We start from the raw sequence: 18,354 nt of genomic DNA, 5'->3' as shown, positions 1-18,354 counted from the left end.
GCGGGGATCGGACCGGGCCGGTGCCGGCGGCGGGCAGGGCGCCGTCGCCGGGACCGGGGGAGCGGCGGGTGACCCTACAGGGCCGCGGAGCCGACTTCTTCGCGGCTTCCCGCGGCCCATTCGCCGAGGAGGAACTCATACGCCTCGGAGGGCCACTCGCTGTCCACCCCGGTCTCGACGAGGTGCCGTATCGCCTCGTTCGCCTCTGAGGCGGACGGGCGGGCGGGACCCGCGGTCGGGAGTGACTTGTACATGGGGTCAAGGCTACGGGCGGGCACTGACAACAACCTCCGGATTACGCGGAGCCCGGGGTGGCATGGGTCACCCCGGGCGCTGCGCGGGGAGCGGTCAGCCCCCGCCCACCTGCGTCAGAGCGCCTGGGCGGCCGGCTTGACCATGCCGCGCACTGTGCGGGACTTCACAAACTCTCCGATGGCCGTCATCTCCCACTCGCCGGAGAACTGCTTGATCAGCTTGGCCATCATCACGCCGGTCTGCGGCTCGGCGCCGGTGAGGTCGAAGCGGACGAGCTCCTCGCCGCTGGCCGCGTCGATGAGCCGGCAGTACGCCTTGGCGACCTCGCTGAACTTCTGGCCCGAGAAGGAATTGACGGTGAAGACGAGGCCGGTGGCCTCGGCGGGGATGCGACCGAGGTCCACGACGATGACCTCGTCGTCCCCGGCGCCCTCACCCGTCAGGTTGTCGCCGGAGTGCTTGATGGCGCCGCCCAGGATCGAGAGCTTGCCGAAGTAGCAGCTGTCGATGTGGTTGCGCTGCGGGCCGTAGGCGATCACCGAGGCGTCGAGGTCGATGTCCCGGCCGCCGTACGCGGGCTCCCAGCCGAGGCCCATCTTGACCTGGGAGAGCAGCGGGCGGCCGCCCTTGACCAGGGAGACGGTCTGGTTCTTCTGGAGGCTGACCCGGCCCTTGTCGAGGTTGACCTTCCCGGCGCCGGGGGCGGGCGCGGCGGGCTGGGCCACGGGCGGGGCGACGGGCGGCGCCGGGGGCGCCTGGGGGAAGGCGGATGCCGGGACGGGCGCGGGAGCCGGGGCGGCGGGCTCCTCGTCCACGGAGACGCCGAAGTCGGTGGCGATTCCGGCGAGCCCGTTGGCGTAGCCCTGGCCGACGGCGCGGACCTTCCAGACGCCGCCCCGCAGGTAGACCTCGACGACGACGAGCGCGGTCTCGGTGCCCAGCTGCGGCGGGGTGAAGCTGGCGATCACGGCGCCGCCGTCGGCGTTGCGCACGGTGGCGGTGGGCTCGACGCCCTGGAAGCTCTGGCCGGCGGCGTCGGGGCTGGCCGTCACCACGATGCGCTCGATGCCGGGCGGGACCGCGGAGGTGTCCACGGTGATCGAGTCCGGCGCCGAACCGCCGCCGGACCGGTAGCTGACACCGGGGCCGGCGGGCTGGTTGTAGAAGATGAAGTCGGCGTCGGAGCGCACCTTGCCGTCCGCGGCGAGCAGGAGCCCGGATACATCCAGCCGTACCGGAGCAGCCACATCCACCGTCACGCGGACGGCATTGAGCGGCAGGTTCGAACCAGGGGTCATAGCGGTCATGCCCGGAGAACGACCGAAGGCCCTTTGCCGTTCCCTTACCCGGGGGTCCCTTCCCCGGACGGCCGCGGGACGGCTGCGGGACGGCCGCGGGACGGCTTCCGCGGGGCTGGCGCAGGGCCGTCCAAGGGGGTGCCTACCGACGGTTGCGGGGGTGGTTCTTCGCCATCCGCTCGTTGCCGAACTTGTACGCGCCGGTCCAGCGGGCCATGACCAGCTGGGCGTCCCCCGACTCCACCTCGGCCAGGAACTTCTGCGCCCGGGACCCGCGCAGCGTGCTCGCCTCGCGGCCCTGATGGGTGATGACGACCGTGCCGTCGTGGTGCTGCGCGTACGTGAATCCGTGGGGTCTCGGCATGGCGGCAGCCTGCCCCGCCGGGGGCGGGGCGGGCAACCGCATTTGCCGCCCGGTCAGACCGTGGGCGCGCCCGTCACCAGGCGGGGCAGCCCCAGCGGGTTGGCCTCGCGCAGCTCCGGCGGGAGCAGGGGGTCCGGCACCGACTGGTAGGCCACCGGGCGCAGCCACCGCTCGATCGCGGTCCCGCCGACGGAGGTGGAGTGCGAGGTCGCGGCCGGGTACGGGCCGCCGTGGTGCTGGGCCGGCGCCACCGCGACCCCGGTCGGCCAGGCGTTCACCACGACCCGCCCGGCCAGCCGCGTGACCTGCCCGATCAGCTGGTCGGCGGGTGCGGAGGCGGGTGCGGGCGTGGCGCTGCCGCCGGCGCACTCCGCGGCCGACAGCTGGAGGGTGGCCGTGAGGTTGCCGGGGAGCAGGGCCAGTACGGCGGAGGCCTCGCCCTGGTCGGCGTACCGCACGACGACGGTGACCGGGCCGAAGCACTCCTCCAGCAGCGTCCCGTACGCCCGCGGATCGGCCAGCAGACCGCGCGCGGCGAGGGTCAGGTAGCCCGCGCCGACCGTGTGGTCGCCGCCGGCGCCGGGCGTGACCGGGGCGACGACCCCGGGCAGCGCCGCCCGCTCGCCGACCCCGGCGACGAAGCCGTCCCGCATCCGGTGGTCGAGCAGGACCCCCGGCTCGGTCTCCCCGAGCGCCTTGGTGAGCGCGCCGGTGAGCCGGTCGCCGTCCGCTCCTTCGGGTACGAGCACCAGTCCGGGCTTGACGCAGAACTGGCCGACGCCGAGCGTCACCGAGCCCGCGAGCCCGGCGCCGATCTCCTCGGCGCGCTCGGCGGCCGCCGCGGGCGTGACCACGACGGGGTTGAGGGAGCCGAGTTCGCCGTGGAAGGGGATGGGGACCGGGCGGGCGGCGGCCGCGTCGAACAGGGCGCGGCCGCCACGGATGGACCCGGTGAAGCCGGCGGCGGCGACGAGCGGGTGACGGATCAGCTCCAGGCCCGCGTCGAACCCGTGGACGACGGACACCACGTCCGCCGGCAGCCCGCTGTCCTCGGCGGCGCGGCGCAGCAGCGAGGCGCACAGCTCGGAGGTGGCCGGGTGGTCGGGATGGACCTTGACCACGACGGGGCAGCCCGCGCCGAGCGCGCTGGCGGTGTCGCCGCCGGGGACGGAGAAGGCGAGCGGGAAGTTGGAGGCGGCGTAGACCGCGACCACGCCGAGCGGCACCTTGTAGCGGCGCAGATCGGGGCGGGGCGGGGTGAGCGCCGGGTCGGCACGGTCGATCCGGACGTCGAGGTACGCACCGTCCTCGACGGCGTCGGCGACCGCCCGCAGCTGGTACGTCGTCCGGGCCAGCTCGCCGGTGAGGCGGCCGGGGCCGAGCGCCGTCTCGGCGTCGGCAGCCTCGACGACCTGCGCGGCGGAGGCGTCCAGCAGATCGGCTGCGGCGCGCAGGAAGACGATGCGGGCGGCGCGGTCGGCGAGTGCGCCGCGGGCGGCGTCCGCCGCCCGTACGGCCCGGTCCACCTCGCGGGGCGTGGCCTCGACCGCGACCTGCCCGCGCTGCTTCCCGGTACGGGGGTCCACACTCCAGACTGGTGTTCCTGCCATGACGCACTGCCTCCTGGGCTGGAGATGAATCGTTCAGTATTCTGAACGCCGTTCCGGTGGATGAATGATCACATCCGCTGTGGACTCTATTTCCGTGTCTTCGGGGTTGACAAGGCAGAGGGGCGAGAACGCGCATGACGACAGCCGAGTCGGGTGTTGAGGCGCCGGGGGCGTCGGGCGCTCCGGTGAAGTCCGCGGTGCGGACGGTGCAGTTGCTGGAGCACTTCGCGGCGCGGCCCGGGCTGCACAGCCTGGCGGACATCCAGCACGACCTCGGACTGCCCAAGTCCAGCCTGTACATGCTGCTGCGCACGCTGGTGGGCATGGGGTGGGTGGAGACGGACGCCCAGGGGACCCGGTACGGGATCGGCGTACGGGCGCTGCTGGTCGGCAGTTCGTACATCGACGGGGACGAGGTGGTCGCGGCCGCCCGGCCGGCCCTGGACCGGCTCTCGGACGGGACCACCGAGACCATCCACCTGGCCCGGCTCGACGAGACGAGCGTGGTCTACCTCGCCACCCGGCAGTCCCAGCACTACCTGCGGCCCTTCACCCGGGTCGGTCGGCGGCTGCCCGTGCACTCGACCGCGCTCGGCAAGGCGCTGCTGGCCACGCACACGGACGAGGAGGTGCGGCGGCTGCTGCCGGAGCGACTGCAAGCCGTCACGCAGCACACGATCACGGACCGGGAGGCGCTGATCGAGGAGCTGGCGCTGGTGCGCGAGCAGGGGTACGCGGTGGACCGGGAGGAGAACACGCTGGGGCTGTGCTGCTTCGGGGTGGCCGTGCCGTACCGCACTCCGGCGCGGGACGCGGTGAGCTGCTCGGTGCCGGTGGCACGGCTGACGCCCGGGCACGAACGGGCCATCAAGGCGGCGCTGTTCGAGGCGCGGGACCGGCTGACGGTCGTGACGCGCCGGATGTGATCCGGCTCCGTCTCCCCCGGGCGGGGGAGACGGATCACCTTCGCGGGGGAGGTGGCGGGGCGGCCGGGACGGGACCGTTGAGCCATGAACACGAGAGCCGTGGAGACGGCACACCCGACGGGGTCGGCACGGTCGATACGGCCCCCGGCTCGCCCGCAGGGGCAGGGGCAGGGGCAGGGGCAGGGGCATGGGCAGGGGCATGGTCCCGGGCCGGTGCACGGGGACGGTCCCGTCGTGCCCGCGCCGGGGGGCGTTCGTAGGGCCCTGCGGGTGGCGGCGCTCGCCGCCACCGTGCCGTACCTGGTGCTCAAGGCCGTCTGGCTGGGCGGGAGCAGGATCGGGATACCGGACGGGAGCGTGCTGCTGGATCCCGGGCCCTTCTTCGTCGTGGCCAATTCCGTCACCTTGGCGATGGACGCGTGCGTCATCTTGCTCGCGCTGGTGCTCACCCGGCCCTGGGGGCTGCGGGTGCCGGGCTGGTCGTTGATCGTCCCCGCCTTCGTCGCCACCGGGTTGCTGACGCCCATCCTCACGGGGTACCCGGGGCAGTTGCTCATACGGGCGCTGGGGGTGCGGACGGACACCGCAGCGGCGCGGGCCGTCCGCGAGCCCTTCCTCGAACCGTGGGTGTTCGACCTCGTCTACGGCGGCTTCATCGTTCAAGGACTCGCCCTCGCCGGATTGTTCGTGCCCTACGCGCGCCAGCGCTGGGGACACCGGTGGCAGGGCGTGGCGGGTCAGCGGCTCCCGTCGCCCACGGGGGTGGTGGCGGGAGCCGCGGCGGTGGCCGGCCTGGTGGTGGGCGCGACCTATCTGTACTGGGGGTTCGGGGGCTCGGCCGGGCTGTCCGCGCTCCAGCGGGCCGAGCGCACGGCGGACTGGACCGTGGTGTCGGTGGTCCACGCGGCGTGCGCGTTCGGTGCCGGTCTGGGGGCGGTGTCGCTGGCGCGGGGGCGGAGCCTGGGCCGGGACGGGATGAGGTGGTCGCTGGCCGTCGCGTGGACCGGGTCGGCGGCGGCGCTCAGCTGGGGGGCGTGGCTCGCGATCGCCGCGCTGGGAGGGGAGTTCGAGGGCGCGGGGGCCACGAGCGGCAGCTGGCTCGCCTACGCTGGCCAGATGATCACCGGGCTGCTCGGGGTCGCCGTGATCACGCGGTTCCTCATGGCGCACCGCATAGCGGATCACGGGGCGCGCCGCAGGGCGCACCGGGCGGACCGGCCGAGGTGAGGCCGACGGGCTCGCGGGGGCGGGGCCGACCAGGGCGGGGGACGAGATGGGGCGGGGCAGGGGGCGATCGCGCGCGGCCGGACCGGCCGGAGCGCGGCCCGGCGGGTGGGGGCCGAAGCGGCTCGGGTCGAAGCGGCTCGGGCTGACCCGGGCCGGGCTGGCGAGGGCGGGGCTGCGCTGGGTGCACCTGGTGCTCGGTGGGGCGTTGCTGATGCCGTACTTCCTGCTGGCCGAGGTGGTGGTGGGGGCCGCCGACGGCGGGGTCAACGCCCTCAACTCGTTACCGCTCACGCTGGTCTCCTATGCGGTGGCGCTGCCGCTGGTGGCCGTCAGCGGGATGTTCCCCCTGACCAGGCCGATGTCGGTGGCCGCGGTCCGGGCCCTGTGCGGGGTGCCGGGGGAGCTGTTGGCGCGGGGGCCCGGGCGGTCCTGGGCGGCGCGGGGCCGGGCTTCGGCGTGGTGGACCCTGCACCTGGGGCTCGGGGCGGTGGTGAGCGGGATGACCCTGGCGGTTCCGCCGTTGGGGGTGATGCTGATCGCCCTGCCGTTGGTGACCCTGCTGGCGGACACCACCCCGCAGGGGCTCGACTGGGCCGCCACCGGGGCCGGGGCGTACGTCGCCCCGCTGATCGGGGTCGCGCTGCTCGGCGCGCTGGCGCTCTGCGCGGCGGGGGCCGGTGCGCTGCTGGCCCGGCTGGCGCCCGTACTGCTCGGGCCGACCGGGGCGGACCGGCTGGCCGCGGCTGAGGAGCGGGCGGCCGACCTGGCCGTGCGCAACCGACTGGCCCGGGAGCTGCACGACGCGGTGGGGCACGCGCTCAGCGCGGTCACCCTCCAGGCGGGGGCGGCCCGGCGGGTGCTGGAGACGGACCCGGAGTTCGTCCGTGAGGCGCTGGCCGCGATCGAGGACACCACCCGGCGCACGGTGGGGGAGCTGGACGCGGTGCTCGGCCTGCTGCGGGAGGGCGACGGGGTGGGCGAGCGGCCCGGCGCGGCGCCCGCGCCGACCCTGGCCACCGACCTGGAGGGGCTGCTGGCCCGCAGCCGGGCGGGGGGCGTCCGGATCACGGCCCGCCAGGATCCGGGTCCCGTGGGCGACTGGGGGCAGCTGCCCGCGATCGTCTCCCGGGAGGCGTACAGGATCGTCCAGGAAGGGCTCAGCAACGCGCTGCGGCACGGTGGCGGCCCGGTCGACCTCCGGCTGCGCGTCCACCGGCCGAAGGCCCATGAGCCCGGCCGCCCGCGCGGCGGTGACCGCGCACCCGACGGATCCCGCCCCGGCGGATCACGCGAACTGGAGTTGATCATGACGAACCCCTTGGTCGAGGACACCGGGCGCGAGCCCCGCAGGGGCGGGGGCCTGGGACTGCGCGGCGCCGCCGAGCGGGCGGTGCTGCTCGGCGGGGTCGTGGAGGCGGGCGAGCTGGGCGGGCAGTGGAGCCTGCGCGCCGTCCTGCCGCTGGGCGGTGGCGCCCGGTGAACCGCCCGCCGCTGCGCATCGTGGTCGCGGACGACGAGCGGATGGTCCGCACCGCCCTGCGGGCCATCCTCGATGCCGAGCCGGACCTGGAGGTGGTGGGCGAGGCGGCCTCCGGCGCCGAGGCCGTCTCCCTGGTCCGGGCCGCCGCCCCCGACGTGGTCCTCATGGACGTCCGGATGCCCGAGATCGACGGCATCCGGGCCACCGAGCAGATCCTCGCCACCATGGCGGAGCCGCCCCGGATCCTGGTGGTCACCACCTTCGAGAACGACTCGTACGTGTACGACGCGCTGCGTGCGGGCGCCGCCGGGTTCCTGCTCAAGCGCGCCCACGCCGAGGAGCTGATCGGCGCGGTCCGGCTGGTCGCCCGCGGCGATTCGCTGCTCTTCCCGGCGGCGGTCCGCGCGCTGGCCGCCGCCCACGACCCGGGGCCGGCCGCCGTCGCCGCCTGGGCCGCCCGGCTGACCGAGCGCGAGGCCGACGTGCTGCGCCTGATGGCGAGCGGGCTGTCGAACCACGAGATCGGCGAGCGGCTCGGCGTCGGCCCGCAGACGGTGAAGACCCACGTCGGGGCGGTCCTGGCCAAGACCGGCTCCCGGGACCGGACCCAGGCGGTCATCGCCGCCTACGAAGGGGGCTTCCTCATGAAGAAAGGCTGAGAACCCCGCCACAATCGGGGCACAGTGGAACGCCCGGGACCGCTGGTGCGTCCTTTTCAGAGATGAACAAGACGATCAGGCGCGCGTCCGTCTTCTGTCTGCTTCTGGTGCTTGCCCTGCTGGTGCGGGTCACATGGGTGCAGGCGTACCAAGGCCAGGCGCTCGCAGACGACAAGAACAACCGGCGGAACCTCATCGGGCAGTACGCGAACCCGCTGGGCAACATCATCGTGGGCGGTGAGGCGATCACCGGCTCGGTGAAGACCGAGGGGAGCAAGGACTTCGGGTACAAGCGGACCTACACCGACGGCCCGCTGTATGCGCCGATCACCGGCCACACCTCGCAGGTATACACCTCCACGATGTTGGAGGGGATCTACAAGAACATCCTGAACGGCTCGGACAACCGGCTGAAGTCGTTCATGGACATCCTCACGAACAAGCGGGCCGACCCCGGGAACGTCCTGACGACGATCGACAAGGACGTCCAGAAGGCCGGCTTCGACGCGCTCCAGGGCGTGCAGGGCTCCGCCGTCGCGATCGACCCCGACACCGGCGAAATCCTCGGGATCGTGAACAACCCGACGTACGACCCGGGCAGCATCACCGGCAGCGGCAAGGACGCCGAGGCGGCCTGGGTGAAGCTCTCGGAGAACCTCGGCGCGCCCATGGTGAACACGGCCCTGCGCAAGCCGCAGGCCCCCGGCTCGACCTTCAAGCTGGTCACCCTGGCGGCGGCGCTGGAGAACGGGCTCTTCAGCTCGATCGACACGCCCACCGGCATCCCGGACCCGTACACCATCCCCGGCACCACGACCGTGCTGAAGAGCGAGGCGCCGACGCCGGGCTGCAACAACGTGACCCTGCGCGAGGGTCTGAAGAAGTCCTGCAACAACGTCTTCGCGGAGCTGGCCTACCGGCTCGGCCAGGACAAGATGCGGGCCATGGCGGAGAAGCTCGGCTTCAACACGGACGTCAAGATCCCGATCGGGACCACGCCGACGAGCAAGTACCCGTCGAAGAAGATGTCCAAGGACCAGGTGGCCCAGACGGGCATCGGCCAGTTCGACGTCCAGGCCACCCCGCTCCAGATGGCGATGGTGACGGCGGCGATCGAGAACGGCGGCAAGCTCGTGGCCCCGCACGTGGTCTCCGAGGTCACCGACTCCAGCGGCAACGTCCTGGAGAGCTTCAAGGACCCGAAGTCCAAGCAGGTCATGAGCGAGAAGACGGCCTCGATGATCCGCGACGCGATGAAGACCGTGGTCTCCGACGGTGGCGGCAAGCCCGCGCAGATCTCCGGCGCCGAGGTCGGCGGCAAGACCGGTACCGCGCAGCGCGGCGTCAACAACAGCCTCGCACCGCTGGCCTGGTTCACCTCGTACGGCAAGAAGGGCGGCAAGCAGATCGTGGTGGCCGTGGTCGTCGAGAACTCGGACACGGACCGGTCCGAGATCGGTGGTGGCAAGCTGGCCGCGCCGGTGGCCCAGAAGATGATGGACGCGTGGCTGAAGAAGTAGCCACCGCCTGACCATCGACCTCACGATCGACGTACGGAAGTACGAACGCGCCGGGAACCAGCGAGGTTTCCGGCGCGTTCTCTTTCCCATGATCAGGACCGCACGCCCCGCCGATCTCGACGCGATCGCCGCCCTGCACAGCCGCGCCCGCGCCACCTACTACCGCGGCCGGATACCCGAGGGCGCCTACGCGGGAGAGGACGAGCTGGCCCGCAGCCGCGAGGGCTGGTCGCACGCCGTCGCCCGCAGCGACGGCAGCGACGGTACGCCCGCCGCCGGCGGCGGTGCCGGGGAGACCGGCGGGGTGCTCTGCGCCGAGCAGGACGGCGAGCTGACCGGGGTCGCCGCCTTCCGGACCGTGGCCGGTGAGACCACGCTCACCCAACTGCACGTCGACCCCGCCCACTGGCGCCGCGGCACCGGCGCCGCCCTGCACGCCGCCTGCCTGGAGCGCTGGCGCCGGGCGGGCGTGCCACGGGTCCGACTGGAGGTCTACGAGCACAATCTGCGGGCCCAGGCCTTCTACGCGGCCCACGGCTGGCGCCCCGACCCGCTCGCCCCGCGCGCCGGATCCCACCAGGTCCTCTGGCTGACGGTCGGGGAATGAGGGACGTGGGGTGGGCGTTGTGCCCCTGGGACGACGGAGGAGACCCCTCCGCGCCCCTCAGCCCACCCCGGACCCGGAGAGAAGAAGGATCATGCGCGTCGAGATCTGGAGCGACATCGCCTGCCCCTGGTGCTACATAGGCAAGGCCCGTTTCGAGAAGGGGCTGGCCGCCTTCGCGCACCGCGACGAGGTCGAGGTGGTCCACCGCTCCTTCGAGCTCGACCCGAACAGCGTCAAGGGCGCCGTCGCCCCCGTCGTGGAGATGCTGGCCAAGAAGTACGGCCGCACCCTCGACGAGGCGCGCGGCATGGAGGAGCACGTGGCGGCCAGCGCCCGCGCCGAGGGGCTGGAGTACCGCACCGAAGGCCGCGACCACGGCAACACCTTCGACATCCACCGCCTCCTGCACCTGGCCGCCGCGCGTGGCCGCCAGGACGAGCTGCTGGACCTCGCCTACCGGGCCAACTTCGCCGAGGAGCGGTCCGTCTTCGACTCCGCGACCCTGCTGGCGCTCGCCGTCGAGGCCGGGCTGGACGAGGCGGAGGCGGCCGCGGTGCTCGCCGACGCCACCGCCTACGCCGACGCCGTGCGCGCCGACGAGCGGGAGGCGGCCGAACTGGGCGCGAACGCGGTGCCGTTCTTCGTCCTGGACCGCCGCTTCGGGGTCTCGGGCGGGCAGCCCGCCGAGGTCTTCACCCAGGCGCTGGAGCAGGCGTGGGCCGGGCGCGAGAGCGTCGACACCTCGCCCGAGGCGCCGGCCTGCGAGCCGGACGGCGCGTGCGCGGTGCCGGACCGGGCCTGAGCCCGCACCCGCACCCGCACCCGCACCCGACCCGGTCCATCCGGCCGAACCGGCCATGGACGGGGGGTCGTTGCTGAAGCAGAGTGGGTCCCATGGATCTTCCCGGTACTGAAGACGCGCCCGCCGATGTGAGCCCCGCCCGGGCGGCGACCCCGGCGGCGGCCGATGCCGTGACCCCGGCCGCGCGCGCCGAGCTCGTCGCCGCGGCCCGCGCCGAGTTCGGGCACACCACCGCCTACCTCAACACCGCCACCTGCGGCGTCTTCCCGCGCGCCGCGGTGGCGGCCGTGCACGCCATGGCGGACGCGGCCGGGGCCGGGGATCCGGCCGGTTTCGGGGACCTCGCCATCGCCGGCCGGGTGCGCGAGGGCTTCGCGCGCCTGGCCGGGGTAGCGTCCTCGCGGGTGGCCCTCGGTTCGGCCGTGGCCACCCACGTCGGCCTGATCGCCGCCGCGCTGCCCGCCGGGGCCGAGGTCCTCTGCGTCGAGGACGACTTCGCCTCGGTGATGAACCCCTTCGTGGTGCGGGGGGACCTGGCGCTGCGCTTCGTCCCCCTGGAGTCGGTCGCCGACGCCGTCCGCGCGCGGACCGCGCTGGTCGCGCTGAGCGCCGTACAGTCCGCGGACGGGCGGACGGCCGACCTCGCGGCGATCCGCGCGGCCACCGCCGCGCACGGGGCGCGGATGCTGGTGGACGCCTCGCAGACGATCGGCTGGCTGCCCTTCGACGCGACGCCCTACGACTACACCGTGACCGCCGGGTTCAAGTGGCTGCTCGCCTCGCGCGGGGTCTCGTACCTGACGGTCTCCGAGGAGGCGCAGGAGACCCTGGTGCCGCTGCACGCGGGGTGGACGGCCGCCCGGCCCGGGCGTGACGCCTTCTACGGGCCGATGGTGGAACTGGCCGAGGACGCGCGGCGGTTCGACGAGTCCCCGGCCTTCCTCGCCTACCACGCGGCCGAGCCGGCGCTGGCCCTGCTGGAACGGGTCGGCATCGAGGCGGTGCACGCCCACGACACGGCGCTGGCCGACCGCTTCCGGGCCGGCCTCGCCGACCTCGGCCACGAGCCCGTCCCGGGGCGCGCCCCGATCGTCTCCGTCCCGGGCCTGGCCGACCGCCAGCCCGTGCTGCTGGCGGCGGGCATCCCGACCGCGGCCCGCGCGGGCGCCCTGCGGGCCTCCTTCCACCTGTACAACACGGAGGCGGACGTGGACCGCGCGCTCGACGCCCTCGCCGGCTAGTGCCGTGACCAGGCCGCGGTGGCCGCGTTCAGGGCGGCGGTCGGCGGGACGGACAGGGCCGTGGCCAGGGCCGTCAGCGAGGCGTGCACCGCGGGGAGCGCGGCCGCCGGGCCGTAGTGGTTGACCCGGACCATCTCCTGGGCCAGCGCGCCGCCGCCCGCGGCCAGCGGGGCCGCGGGGTCGGCTGCGAGGGCCCGCGCCACCACCGCCGCGGCCTCCGGCACGCGCAGGGTGGTGGCCACCGGGGCCGCGTCCGCCGCGGCGATGACGTACGGCGCCACCCCCAACTCCGCCGCTCCCGCCCGGGTCGCCGCCGCGGCCGCCGCGTGGCGGGCCATCAGGGCCGCCGGGCCCTCGTCGGCGATCCGGGCCAGGCAGGCCTCCAGCGCGAGCATTTCCAGCTGGGCGGGAGCGTGCAGCAGCGTCCTGCGCCCGCCGTCGATCCAGCGCTCCTTCCAGTCCAGGAGGGAGAGGTAGGAGCGGCGCGGCGCCGACGCGTTCCCCGCGAAGCGGTCCCACGCGCGCTGCGAGACCGACACGGCCGACACACCGGCCGGGCCGCCCATCGCCTTCTGGGCCCCGATCACGCACAGGTCCACGCCCCACGCGTCCGGCAGCAACGGCTCCGCGCCCACCGACGCCACCGCGTCGAGCATGAACAGCGCGCCGTGCGCCCGGACGACCTCGCCGATCTCCGCGACCGGGTTGGTGTTCCCGGTCGCCGCTTCCGCGTGCACCAGCGAGACGAAGTCGATCTCCGGGTGCGCGGCCAGCGCCCGCGCGACCTGCGCCGCGCTCACGGCGGTGTCGAAGGGCACGGTCAGGTCCACGACCGTCGCGCCGCAGTCCCGCAGCCAGTTGCCGAAGGTGGTCCCGTACGGGCCCGTCACGATGTTCAGCGCCGTCGAACCGGGCCGCGCGCCCGAGCGGATGCAGCCCTCCAGCGGGAGCAGCGCCTCGCCCTGGGTGATCACCACGTCCTGGCGGGTGGAGAGGAGGTCCGCGACCCCCCGTTCGATCGACGCGAACCGCTCCGCGGTCAGCGGCGGCAGGTCAAGGAGGGGGTGGGGCGCAGTGCTGGTCACCGAGGTGCTCTCTTCGTTCGAGGTTACGGACAGAGCGTACCGAGCGGGTGGCTACAGTGCGGCCATGAGCGATGTGCTGCACGTGAAGGGGCGGGTGCTCGTCGGACCGGACGAGGTCCGCGACGAGTTGTGGGTCGTCGGTGGCCGGATCTCGTACGAGCGCCCGCGCACCGGGGCGGGCGCGCACGAGGTCACCACCGTGACCGGTTGGGTGCTGCCGGGGCTGGTCGACGCGCACTGCCACGTGGGCCTGGACGCCCACGGCCCGGTCGACGACGCGACCAGCGAGAAGCAGGCGCTGGCCGACCGGGAGGCGGGCACCCTGCTGATCCGGGACGCCGGTTCGCCCTCCGACACCCGCTGGATCGACACGCGCGAGGACCTGCCCGAGGTGATCCGCGCCGGCCGGCACATCGCCCGCACCCGCCGCTACATCCGCAACTACGCGCACGAGATCGAGCCCGCCGACCTCGTCGAGTACGTCGGCCGCGAGGCCCGGCGCGGCGACGGCTGGGTGAAGCTGGTCGGCGACTGGATCGACCGCGAGGTGGGTGACCTGACGGCCTGTTGGCCGCGCGCCGAGGTCGAGGCGGCGATCGCCGAGGCGCACCGGCTCGGGGCCCGGGTGACCGCCCACTGCTTCGCCGAGGACTCGCTGCGCGACCTCGTGGAGGCGGGCATCGACTGCGTCGAGCACGCCACCGGCCTGACCGAGGACACCATTCCGCTCTTCGCCGAGCGCGGGGTGGCGATCGTGCCGACGCTGGTGAACATCGCGACCTTCCCGAAGCTGGCGATGGGCGGCGAAGCCAAGTTCCCCCGCTGGTCGGCCCATCTGCGGCGGCTGCACGAGCGGCGCTACGACACGGTGCGCTCGGCGTACGACGCGGGCGTGCCGGTCTACGTCGGTACGGACGCGGGCGGTTCGCTGCCGCACGGGCTGGTCGCCGCCGAGGTGGCCGAGCTGGTGAAGGCGGGGATCCCGGCGTCGGCCGCGCTGTCGGCGACGACGTGGGGGGCCCGCGCCTGGCTGGGACGGCCCGGTCTGGAGGAGGGCGCCCGGGCGGACCTGGTGGTCTACGGCGAGGACCCGCGGGCGGACGTGTCCGTGCTGGCCGACCCGCGCCGGGTGGTGCTGGCGGGGCGGATCCGGGGCTGAGCGCGCGGCGTTGACCGGGGCGTGACGCGGCCGTGCGCCCGGTCGTTAGGTGTGGCCGAAACCTGTGGTCCATGAGGTTTCGGCGCACCTCCGTGCCGCGTGAGGCGCACTCCCATGCCGCTAGATTCGAATATGTGCATGGAAACCACCCTTTGGGGTGAACTCACGCCAGGTCGTCACGTGTTCACTCTCAGTGCGTAAAGATTCCGGGGTCCAGGCCGTCGGCGCGCGATGTCCCCCATTGGCGGCGCGACGGCTCCCACCTCCCTGGGGGTTCCACCACCTTGAACAGCAACACCTTCCGCACGCCCGCGGCCGCCCTGCTCGCCGCCGGAGCGGTCGCCCTGCTCACCGCTCCCGCCGCCCACGCCACGGGCGGCCCCGGAGCCGGGGGCACGGGCAGCGCGGGCGGTTCCGGCAAGGCCGGCGCCGTCGTCCTGCGCGCCGGGCTCGACGTGGGCCTGCTCAACAAGACCGTCGACGTACCGCTCACGGCCACCTTGAACGAGGTCAGCGCGCCCGCCGACGCCGCGAAGACCGCCCTGACCGTCACCCTGGACGGGGTCGACAAGGGGCAGCCGGTGAACGTCCTGCGCGCCGACGTCGCCACCTCGAAGGCGACGGCGGACAAGACCGGGGCGCGGGCCGAGGCGAACCTGGTCCACGCCAAGGTCCACGTGCCCGGACTGCCCGCGCTCGCCCTGATCGAGGTGGAGAAGGTCACCTCGAAGGCCGTGTGCGAGCCGGGGAAGAAGCCGGTGGCCAGCTCCAACGTGCTCGGCACCGTCACCGCGCTCGGCAAGAAGATCACCCTGTCCGCCGGCGGCCCGACCCGGATCGCCGTCCCGGGCGTGGGCGAGGTCAGCATGGAGCTGTCCGGTACGCGGACCACCTCGACCACCGCCGCGGCCGCCGCCCTGCGGCTCACGGTGTCGGTGAACCCCGGCAACCTCAACGTCGCCCAGGTGACCGGCGAGGTGGTCCTGGCCGAGGCGCACTGCGAGGGCAACGGCGGCATCGCGCCGTCGCCCTCCACCGCGCCCTCGACCCAGGTCTCCGCGAAGCCGGCCGCCGTCGCGGACGTCAAGCCCCAGTCCGCGGGTGCGGAGGCCAACCTGGCGGAGACCGGGGCCGGTTCGGTCACCCCGTACGTGGCGGGCGGCGCGCTGCTCCTGCTCGGCATGGGAGCCGCGGCCCTCGTCGTGACCCGCAGCCGGGGCCGCGGCCGGATCCAGTAGCCGCGCCGGACCCGTACGAGCGTCAGCGGGCGGCGTGCGTCAGGCCCTGTTCGCCGGCCCCGCGCGAGAGCACGGCCTCCGTCACCTGCCGGTCGACGGCCGCGTACTCCGACCGCTTCGCGGCGCCCAGACCGGCGTCCGAGGCGGCGCAGGCCGCGCACACCACGCGGAACGGCGGGGTCATGTCCGAGTACTCGGTGAGGAACTCGGCCTTCGTCACCTCATAGCGGCCCGGCCGCTCGGTCGACGGGGTGAAGGTGAAGCGCGGGATCGAGCCCATGTTGCCGCGCTTCATCTCCGGCGGCACGAAGCTGGCGACCTGGTCGCCCATCCCGTAGACCACCCACGTGCCGTTGACCTTCTCGTACGGCTGCGGCACGTGGTTGTGGGTGCCGAGGATCAGGTCGAGGTCCGGCCCGCCCTCGGTCCGCGAGGCGGTCAACGCCCGCGCCAGCTCCAGCTGCTGCTGGTCGGGTGCCGTCTGCCATTCGGTGCCCCAGTGCACGCTGAGCACCACCACGTGCGCACCCGCGGCCCGCGCCGCGCGGGCGTCGGCGATGATCCGCCGCTGGTCGATGAGGTTCACGGACCAGGGCTTGCCCTCGGGGACCGGGATGCCGTTCGTGCCGTAGGTGTACGACAGCTGGGCGACCTTCGCGCCGCCCGCTTCGATCAGGACGGGCGTCTGGGCCTCCGCCGCGCCGCGGGCCGATCCCGTGTGCTTGATGCCGACCCGGTCGAGGTGGTCCAGGGTCCGGGCGAGGCCGGGGTAACCGGCGTCCAGCGTGTGGTTCGAGGCCGTCGAGCAGCTGTCGTACCCGGTGTCCTTGAGGGCGTCGGCCAGCTCGTGCGGGGCCTTGAAGGTCGGGTAGCCGGTGAAGGGGCCGCCGGGCTCGCCGTACGGTATCTCGTGGTGGCACACCGCCATGTCCGCGGCGCTCACGACGGCCTTGACGCCCCCGAGTATCTTGCGGAAGTCGTGCCCGTCGCCGCCCGCGTCCAGGGCCGAGCGCTCGATGATCGACGGGTACGGGATGATGTCGCCCGTGGCGACGAGCGTGAAGGGCCGGGCCCCGGGCGGCGTGGTCGCGCCGCTCCCGCCGGGCTCGGGCGCGCGGCCGCCCAGCCGCTGCGCGGCCGCCGGGCCACCGCCGTCGTCGAGCAGCCGCGGCACGGCGTAGACGCCCCCGGCGACGAGCGCCAGTCCCGCCACCCCCGTCGTGATCCTCGCGGACGTCCTCATCGTGGTCTTCCCCCGAAACCTCCGGGCCGGCCGGATCCGGCCACCGTGCGTGTCGGCACACTCTCGCACGGTCGTTCGTGCCCGGCGAGGTGGGGCGGGGCCGGCCCGGGGCGCGCGTGCCCCGGGACCGGGTCAGGGCGACGTGAGCGTCAGCGCGTGGTCCAGCGCCTGGAGCAGCCGGCCCGTCGTCGCCCGGTCGCGCACCGCCAGCCGCAGCCAGGACCGGTCCAACCCGGGGAAGGTGTCCCCGCGCCGGACGGCGAAGCCGAGGGCCCGCAGCCGGGCCCGCACCTCCTGCGCCCGCTCCACCCGGATCAGTACGAAGGGCCCGGCCGCCACCCCGGCCACCGTGACCTCGTCGAACTCGGCCAGCCCGGCCAACAGGTGGGCCCGGTCCACCTCGATCTGCCGCGCGGCGGCCTCCGCCTCGGCCAGCGCCGCCGGGGCCACGCACGCCTCGGCCGCCGCGAGCGCCGGGCTGGACACCGGCCACAGCGGCTGCGCCGCCGACAGCGCGGCGATCACGGCGGGCTCGGCCAGCACGTAGCCGATCCGCAGCCCCGCCAGCCCCCACGTCTTGGTCAGGCTCCGCAGCACCACCAGCCCGGGCACGTCCGTCCGCCCGGCCAGCGCCTCGCGTTCGCCCGGCACCGCGTCCATGAACGCCTCGTCGACCACCAGGATCCGCCCCGGCCGGGCCAGCGCGGCCAACCCCGCCGCCGGGTGCAGCACCGAGGTCGGATTGGTCGGATTGCCGATGACCACGAGGTCCGCGTCCTCGGGTATCGCCGCCGGGTCCAGCCGGAAACCGTCCTGCGGCCGCAGCAGCACCCGCTCCACCCGGTGTCCGGCGTCCCGCAGGGCCGCCTCCGGCTCGGTGAACTGCGGGTGCACCACCACCGGCCGTACGGCGCCCAGCGCCCGCGCGATCAGCACGAAGGCCTCCGCCGCCCCGGCCGTCAGCAGCACCCGCTCCACCGGCAGCCCGTGGCGCGCGGCCACCGCGGCCCGCGCCACCCGCCCGTCCGGATAGGCCGAAAGGGTGTCCAGCGAGGCGGCGATCCGCTCCTTGAGCCACGCCGGGGGAGTGTCCGACCGGACGTTGACGGCCAGGTCGACCAGCCGCCCCGGCGCGTCCACCAGCTCCGCGTCCCCGTGGTGGCGCAGGTCGTGCGCCTCCGCCCGGGCCACGGCGCAGGTGGCCGCCGCCGACTTCCGCTTGGGCACGAGCAGCTCACCACCGCCCGCCAGCGCCGCCGCCTCGGCCACCGAGGGGGTCGCCGCCGCCGCCCGGACGGCCTCGCTCGGATGCGGGACCGCGATCCGCTCCAGCTCCTGGGGCCCGTACGTCAGCAGCGGTACGCCGAAGCGTTCCGCCGCGCCGGAGATCCCCGCCTCGGCGGCCTTCGACTCGACCGTGGCCAGCGCGCTCATCGCGGCCACCGCCAGCCCGGCGTCCCGCAGGGTCGCCTCGACCAGGGAGCAGACCTCCTCGGCCGTGACCCCCGAGCGCCCGCCGACTCCGACGACCACCCGTTCGTATCCGCTGTAACCGCCCTGCTCGCCCACCCGGGGTCCTCGCTCCCTCGACATCGTCAGCCGTCAACAACGCATCGTCCGCCACCCCGCGCGTGAAGGTG

At 74.4% G+C, this 18,354-nt stretch carries 17 protein-coding genes; 10 read left to right on the top strand and 7 right to left on the bottom strand.

What is annotated here, in order from left to right:
• Positions 1-74: 74 nt before the first annotated feature.
• The 4 genes from ACZ4UB_RS31280 to ACZ4UB_RS31265 form a co-directional block, all read right to left on the bottom strand.
• The gene (locus ACZ4UB_RS31280) at positions 75-254 is read right to left on the bottom strand and encodes a hypothetical protein (protein WP_354382225.1); all 180 of its coding nucleotides are present in this window, start codon (positions 252-254) and stop codon (positions 75-77) included.
• A gap of 114 nt (positions 255-368) precedes the next feature.
• Positions 369-1,562 (bottom strand): TerD family protein, encoded by a 1,194-nt coding sequence (locus ACZ4UB_RS31275; protein WP_354382226.1) that lies wholly within the window; start codon positions 1,560-1,562, stop codon positions 369-371.
• 133 nt (positions 1,563-1,695) lie between these two features.
• Entirely contained in the window at positions 1,696-1,917 is a 222-nt protein-coding gene (locus tag ACZ4UB_RS31270) for a hypothetical protein (RefSeq protein WP_468075354.1), read from the bottom strand.
• Between the two features lie 53 nt (positions 1,918-1,970).
• Entirely contained in the window at positions 1,971-3,527 is a 1,557-nt protein-coding gene (locus tag ACZ4UB_RS31265; RefSeq protein ID WP_468075352.1) for an aldehyde dehydrogenase (NADP(+)), read from the bottom strand.
• Positions 3,528-3,661: 134 nt separating this feature from the next.
• Between ACZ4UB_RS31265 and ACZ4UB_RS31260 the strand changes: the two genes are divergently transcribed.
• The 8 genes from ACZ4UB_RS31260 (at position 3,662) to ACZ4UB_RS31225 (ending at position 11,989) form a co-directional block, all read left to right on the top strand.
• The gene (locus ACZ4UB_RS31260) at positions 3,662-4,453 is read left to right on the top strand and encodes an IclR family transcriptional regulator (RefSeq protein ID WP_468075350.1); all 792 of its coding nucleotides are present in this window, start codon (positions 3,662-3,664) and stop codon (positions 4,451-4,453) included.
• Positions 4,454-4,687: 234 nt separating this feature from the next.
• Positions 4,688-5,680, top strand: a complete 993-nt coding sequence (locus tag ACZ4UB_RS31255) for a hypothetical protein (protein ID WP_468075348.1) — start codon at positions 4,688-4,690, stop codon at positions 5,678-5,680.
• Positions 5,681-5,726: 46 nt separating this feature from the next.
• Positions 5,727-7,160 carry a sensor histidine kinase gene (locus tag ACZ4UB_RS31250; protein WP_468075346.1) on the top strand — a complete coding sequence of 478 codons (1,434 nt, stop codon included), beginning with the start codon at positions 5,727-5,729 and terminating at the stop codon, positions 7,158-7,160.
• Complete coding sequence (locus tag ACZ4UB_RS31245; protein WP_468075344.1) at positions 7,157-7,819, top strand: response regulator transcription factor; 663 nt, start codon at positions 7,157-7,159, stop codon at positions 7,817-7,819. Before ACZ4UB_RS31250 ends, ACZ4UB_RS31245 begins: the two co-directional genes overlap by 4 nt.
• A gap of 62 nt (positions 7,820-7,881) precedes the next feature.
• Entirely contained in the window at positions 7,882-9,339 is a 1,458-nt protein-coding gene (locus ACZ4UB_RS31240; RefSeq protein ID WP_468075342.1) for a peptidoglycan D,D-transpeptidase FtsI family protein, read from the top strand.
• A gap of 88 nt (positions 9,340-9,427) precedes the next feature.
• Positions 9,428-9,946, top strand: coding sequence for a GNAT family N-acetyltransferase (locus ACZ4UB_RS31235; protein WP_468075339.1), 519 nt, complete (start codon positions 9,428-9,430; stop codon positions 9,944-9,946).
• Positions 9,947-10,037: 91 nt separating this feature from the next.
• Positions 10,038-10,748, top strand: a complete 711-nt coding sequence (locus tag ACZ4UB_RS31230; protein WP_468075337.1) for a DsbA family oxidoreductase — start codon at positions 10,038-10,040, stop codon at positions 10,746-10,748.
• Between the two features lie 92 nt (positions 10,749-10,840).
• Positions 10,841-11,989 (top strand): aminotransferase class V-fold PLP-dependent enzyme, encoded by a 1,149-nt coding sequence (locus ACZ4UB_RS31225; RefSeq protein ID WP_468075335.1) that lies wholly within the window; start codon positions 10,841-10,843, stop codon positions 11,987-11,989.
• On the opposite strand, the gene ACZ4UB_RS31220 is transcribed toward ACZ4UB_RS31225, so the two are convergent.
• Entirely contained in the window at positions 11,986-13,074 is a 1,089-nt protein-coding gene (locus ACZ4UB_RS31220; RefSeq protein ID WP_468075333.1) for an aminotransferase class V-fold PLP-dependent enzyme, read from the bottom strand. The two genes, ACZ4UB_RS31225 and ACZ4UB_RS31220, sit on opposite strands and share 4 nt — an antisense overlap.
• A 64-nt stretch (positions 13,075-13,138) precedes the next feature.
• On the opposite strand from ACZ4UB_RS31220, the gene ACZ4UB_RS31215 reads away from it, so the two are divergent.
• Both ACZ4UB_RS31215 and ACZ4UB_RS31210 read left to right on the top strand, forming a co-directional pair.
• Positions 13,139-14,233: an amidohydrolase family protein gene (locus ACZ4UB_RS31215; RefSeq protein ID WP_468075331.1), complete on the top strand. Its 1,095-nt coding sequence runs from the start codon at positions 13,139-13,141 to the stop codon at positions 14,231-14,233.
• 284 nt (positions 14,234-14,517) lie between these two features.
• On the top strand, positions 14,518-15,471 hold the full coding sequence (locus tag ACZ4UB_RS31210; protein ID WP_468075329.1) for an SCO1860 family LAETG-anchored protein: 954 nt from the start codon (positions 14,518-14,520) through the stop codon (positions 15,469-15,471).
• A 22-nt stretch (positions 15,472-15,493) separates the two neighbouring features.
• On the opposite strand, the gene ACZ4UB_RS31205 is transcribed toward ACZ4UB_RS31210, so the two are convergent.
• Entirely contained in the window at positions 15,494-16,714 is a 1,221-nt protein-coding gene (locus ACZ4UB_RS31205; protein ID WP_468075327.1) for a CapA family protein, read from the bottom strand.
• Positions 16,715-16,846: 132 nt separating this feature from the next.
• A complete protein-coding gene (gene cobC / locus ACZ4UB_RS31200) occupies positions 16,847-18,307 on the bottom strand; it encodes an Rv2231c family pyridoxal phosphate-dependent protein CobC (RefSeq protein ID WP_468075325.1) in 1,461 nt (486 codons plus the stop codon).
• Positions 18,308-18,354: the final 47 nt, after the last annotated feature.

This window comes from Streptomyces sp. NPDC028419 (assembly GCF_055565515.1).
The sequence above is the reverse complement of the archived record's forward strand: the minus strand, read 5'-3'. Positions and strand labels throughout refer to the sequence as shown.

Bases quoted from the DNA above. Each gene is read 5' to 3' on its own strand.
- ACZ4UB_RS31280 (WP_354382225.1), bottom strand. From the start codon at position 254: ATGTACAAGTCACTCCCGACCGCGGGTCCCGCCCGCCCGTCCGCCTCA.
- ACZ4UB_RS31275 (WP_354382226.1), bottom strand. From the start codon at position 1,562: ATGACCGCTATGACCCCTGGTTCGAACCTGCCGCTCAATGCCGTCCGC.
- ACZ4UB_RS31270 (WP_468075354.1), bottom strand. From the start codon at position 1,917: ATGCCGAGACCCCACGGATTCACGTACGCGCAGCACCACGACGGCACG.
- ACZ4UB_RS31265 (WP_468075352.1), bottom strand. From the start codon at position 3,527: ATGGCAGGAACACCAGTCTGGAGTGTGGACCCCCGTACCGGGAAGCAG.
- ACZ4UB_RS31260 (WP_468075350.1), top strand. From the start codon at position 3,662: ATGACGACAGCCGAGTCGGGTGTTGAGGCGCCGGGGGCGTCGGGCGCT.
- ACZ4UB_RS31250 (WP_468075346.1), top strand. From the start codon at position 5,727: ATGGGGCGGGGCAGGGGGCGATCGCGCGCGGCCGGACCGGCCGGAGCG.
- ACZ4UB_RS31240 (WP_468075342.1), top strand. From the start codon at position 7,882: ATGAACAAGACGATCAGGCGCGCGTCCGTCTTCTGTCTGCTTCTGGTG.
- ACZ4UB_RS31235 (WP_468075339.1), top strand. From the start codon at position 9,428: ATGATCAGGACCGCACGCCCCGCCGATCTCGACGCGATCGCCGCCCTG.
- ACZ4UB_RS31230 (WP_468075337.1), top strand. From the start codon at position 10,038: ATGCGCGTCGAGATCTGGAGCGACATCGCCTGCCCCTGGTGCTACATA.
- ACZ4UB_RS31225 (WP_468075335.1), top strand. From the start codon at position 10,841: ATGGATCTTCCCGGTACTGAAGACGCGCCCGCCGATGTGAGCCCCGCC.
- ACZ4UB_RS31215 (WP_468075331.1), top strand. From the start codon at position 13,139: ATGAGCGATGTGCTGCACGTGAAGGGGCGGGTGCTCGTCGGACCGGAC.
- ACZ4UB_RS31205 (WP_468075327.1), bottom strand. From the start codon at position 16,714: ATGAGGACGTCCGCGAGGATCACGACGGGGGTGGCGGGACTGGCGCTC.
- cobC (WP_468075325.1), bottom strand. From the start codon at position 18,307: ATGTCGAGGGAGCGAGGACCCCGGGTGGGCGAGCAGGGCGGTTACAGC.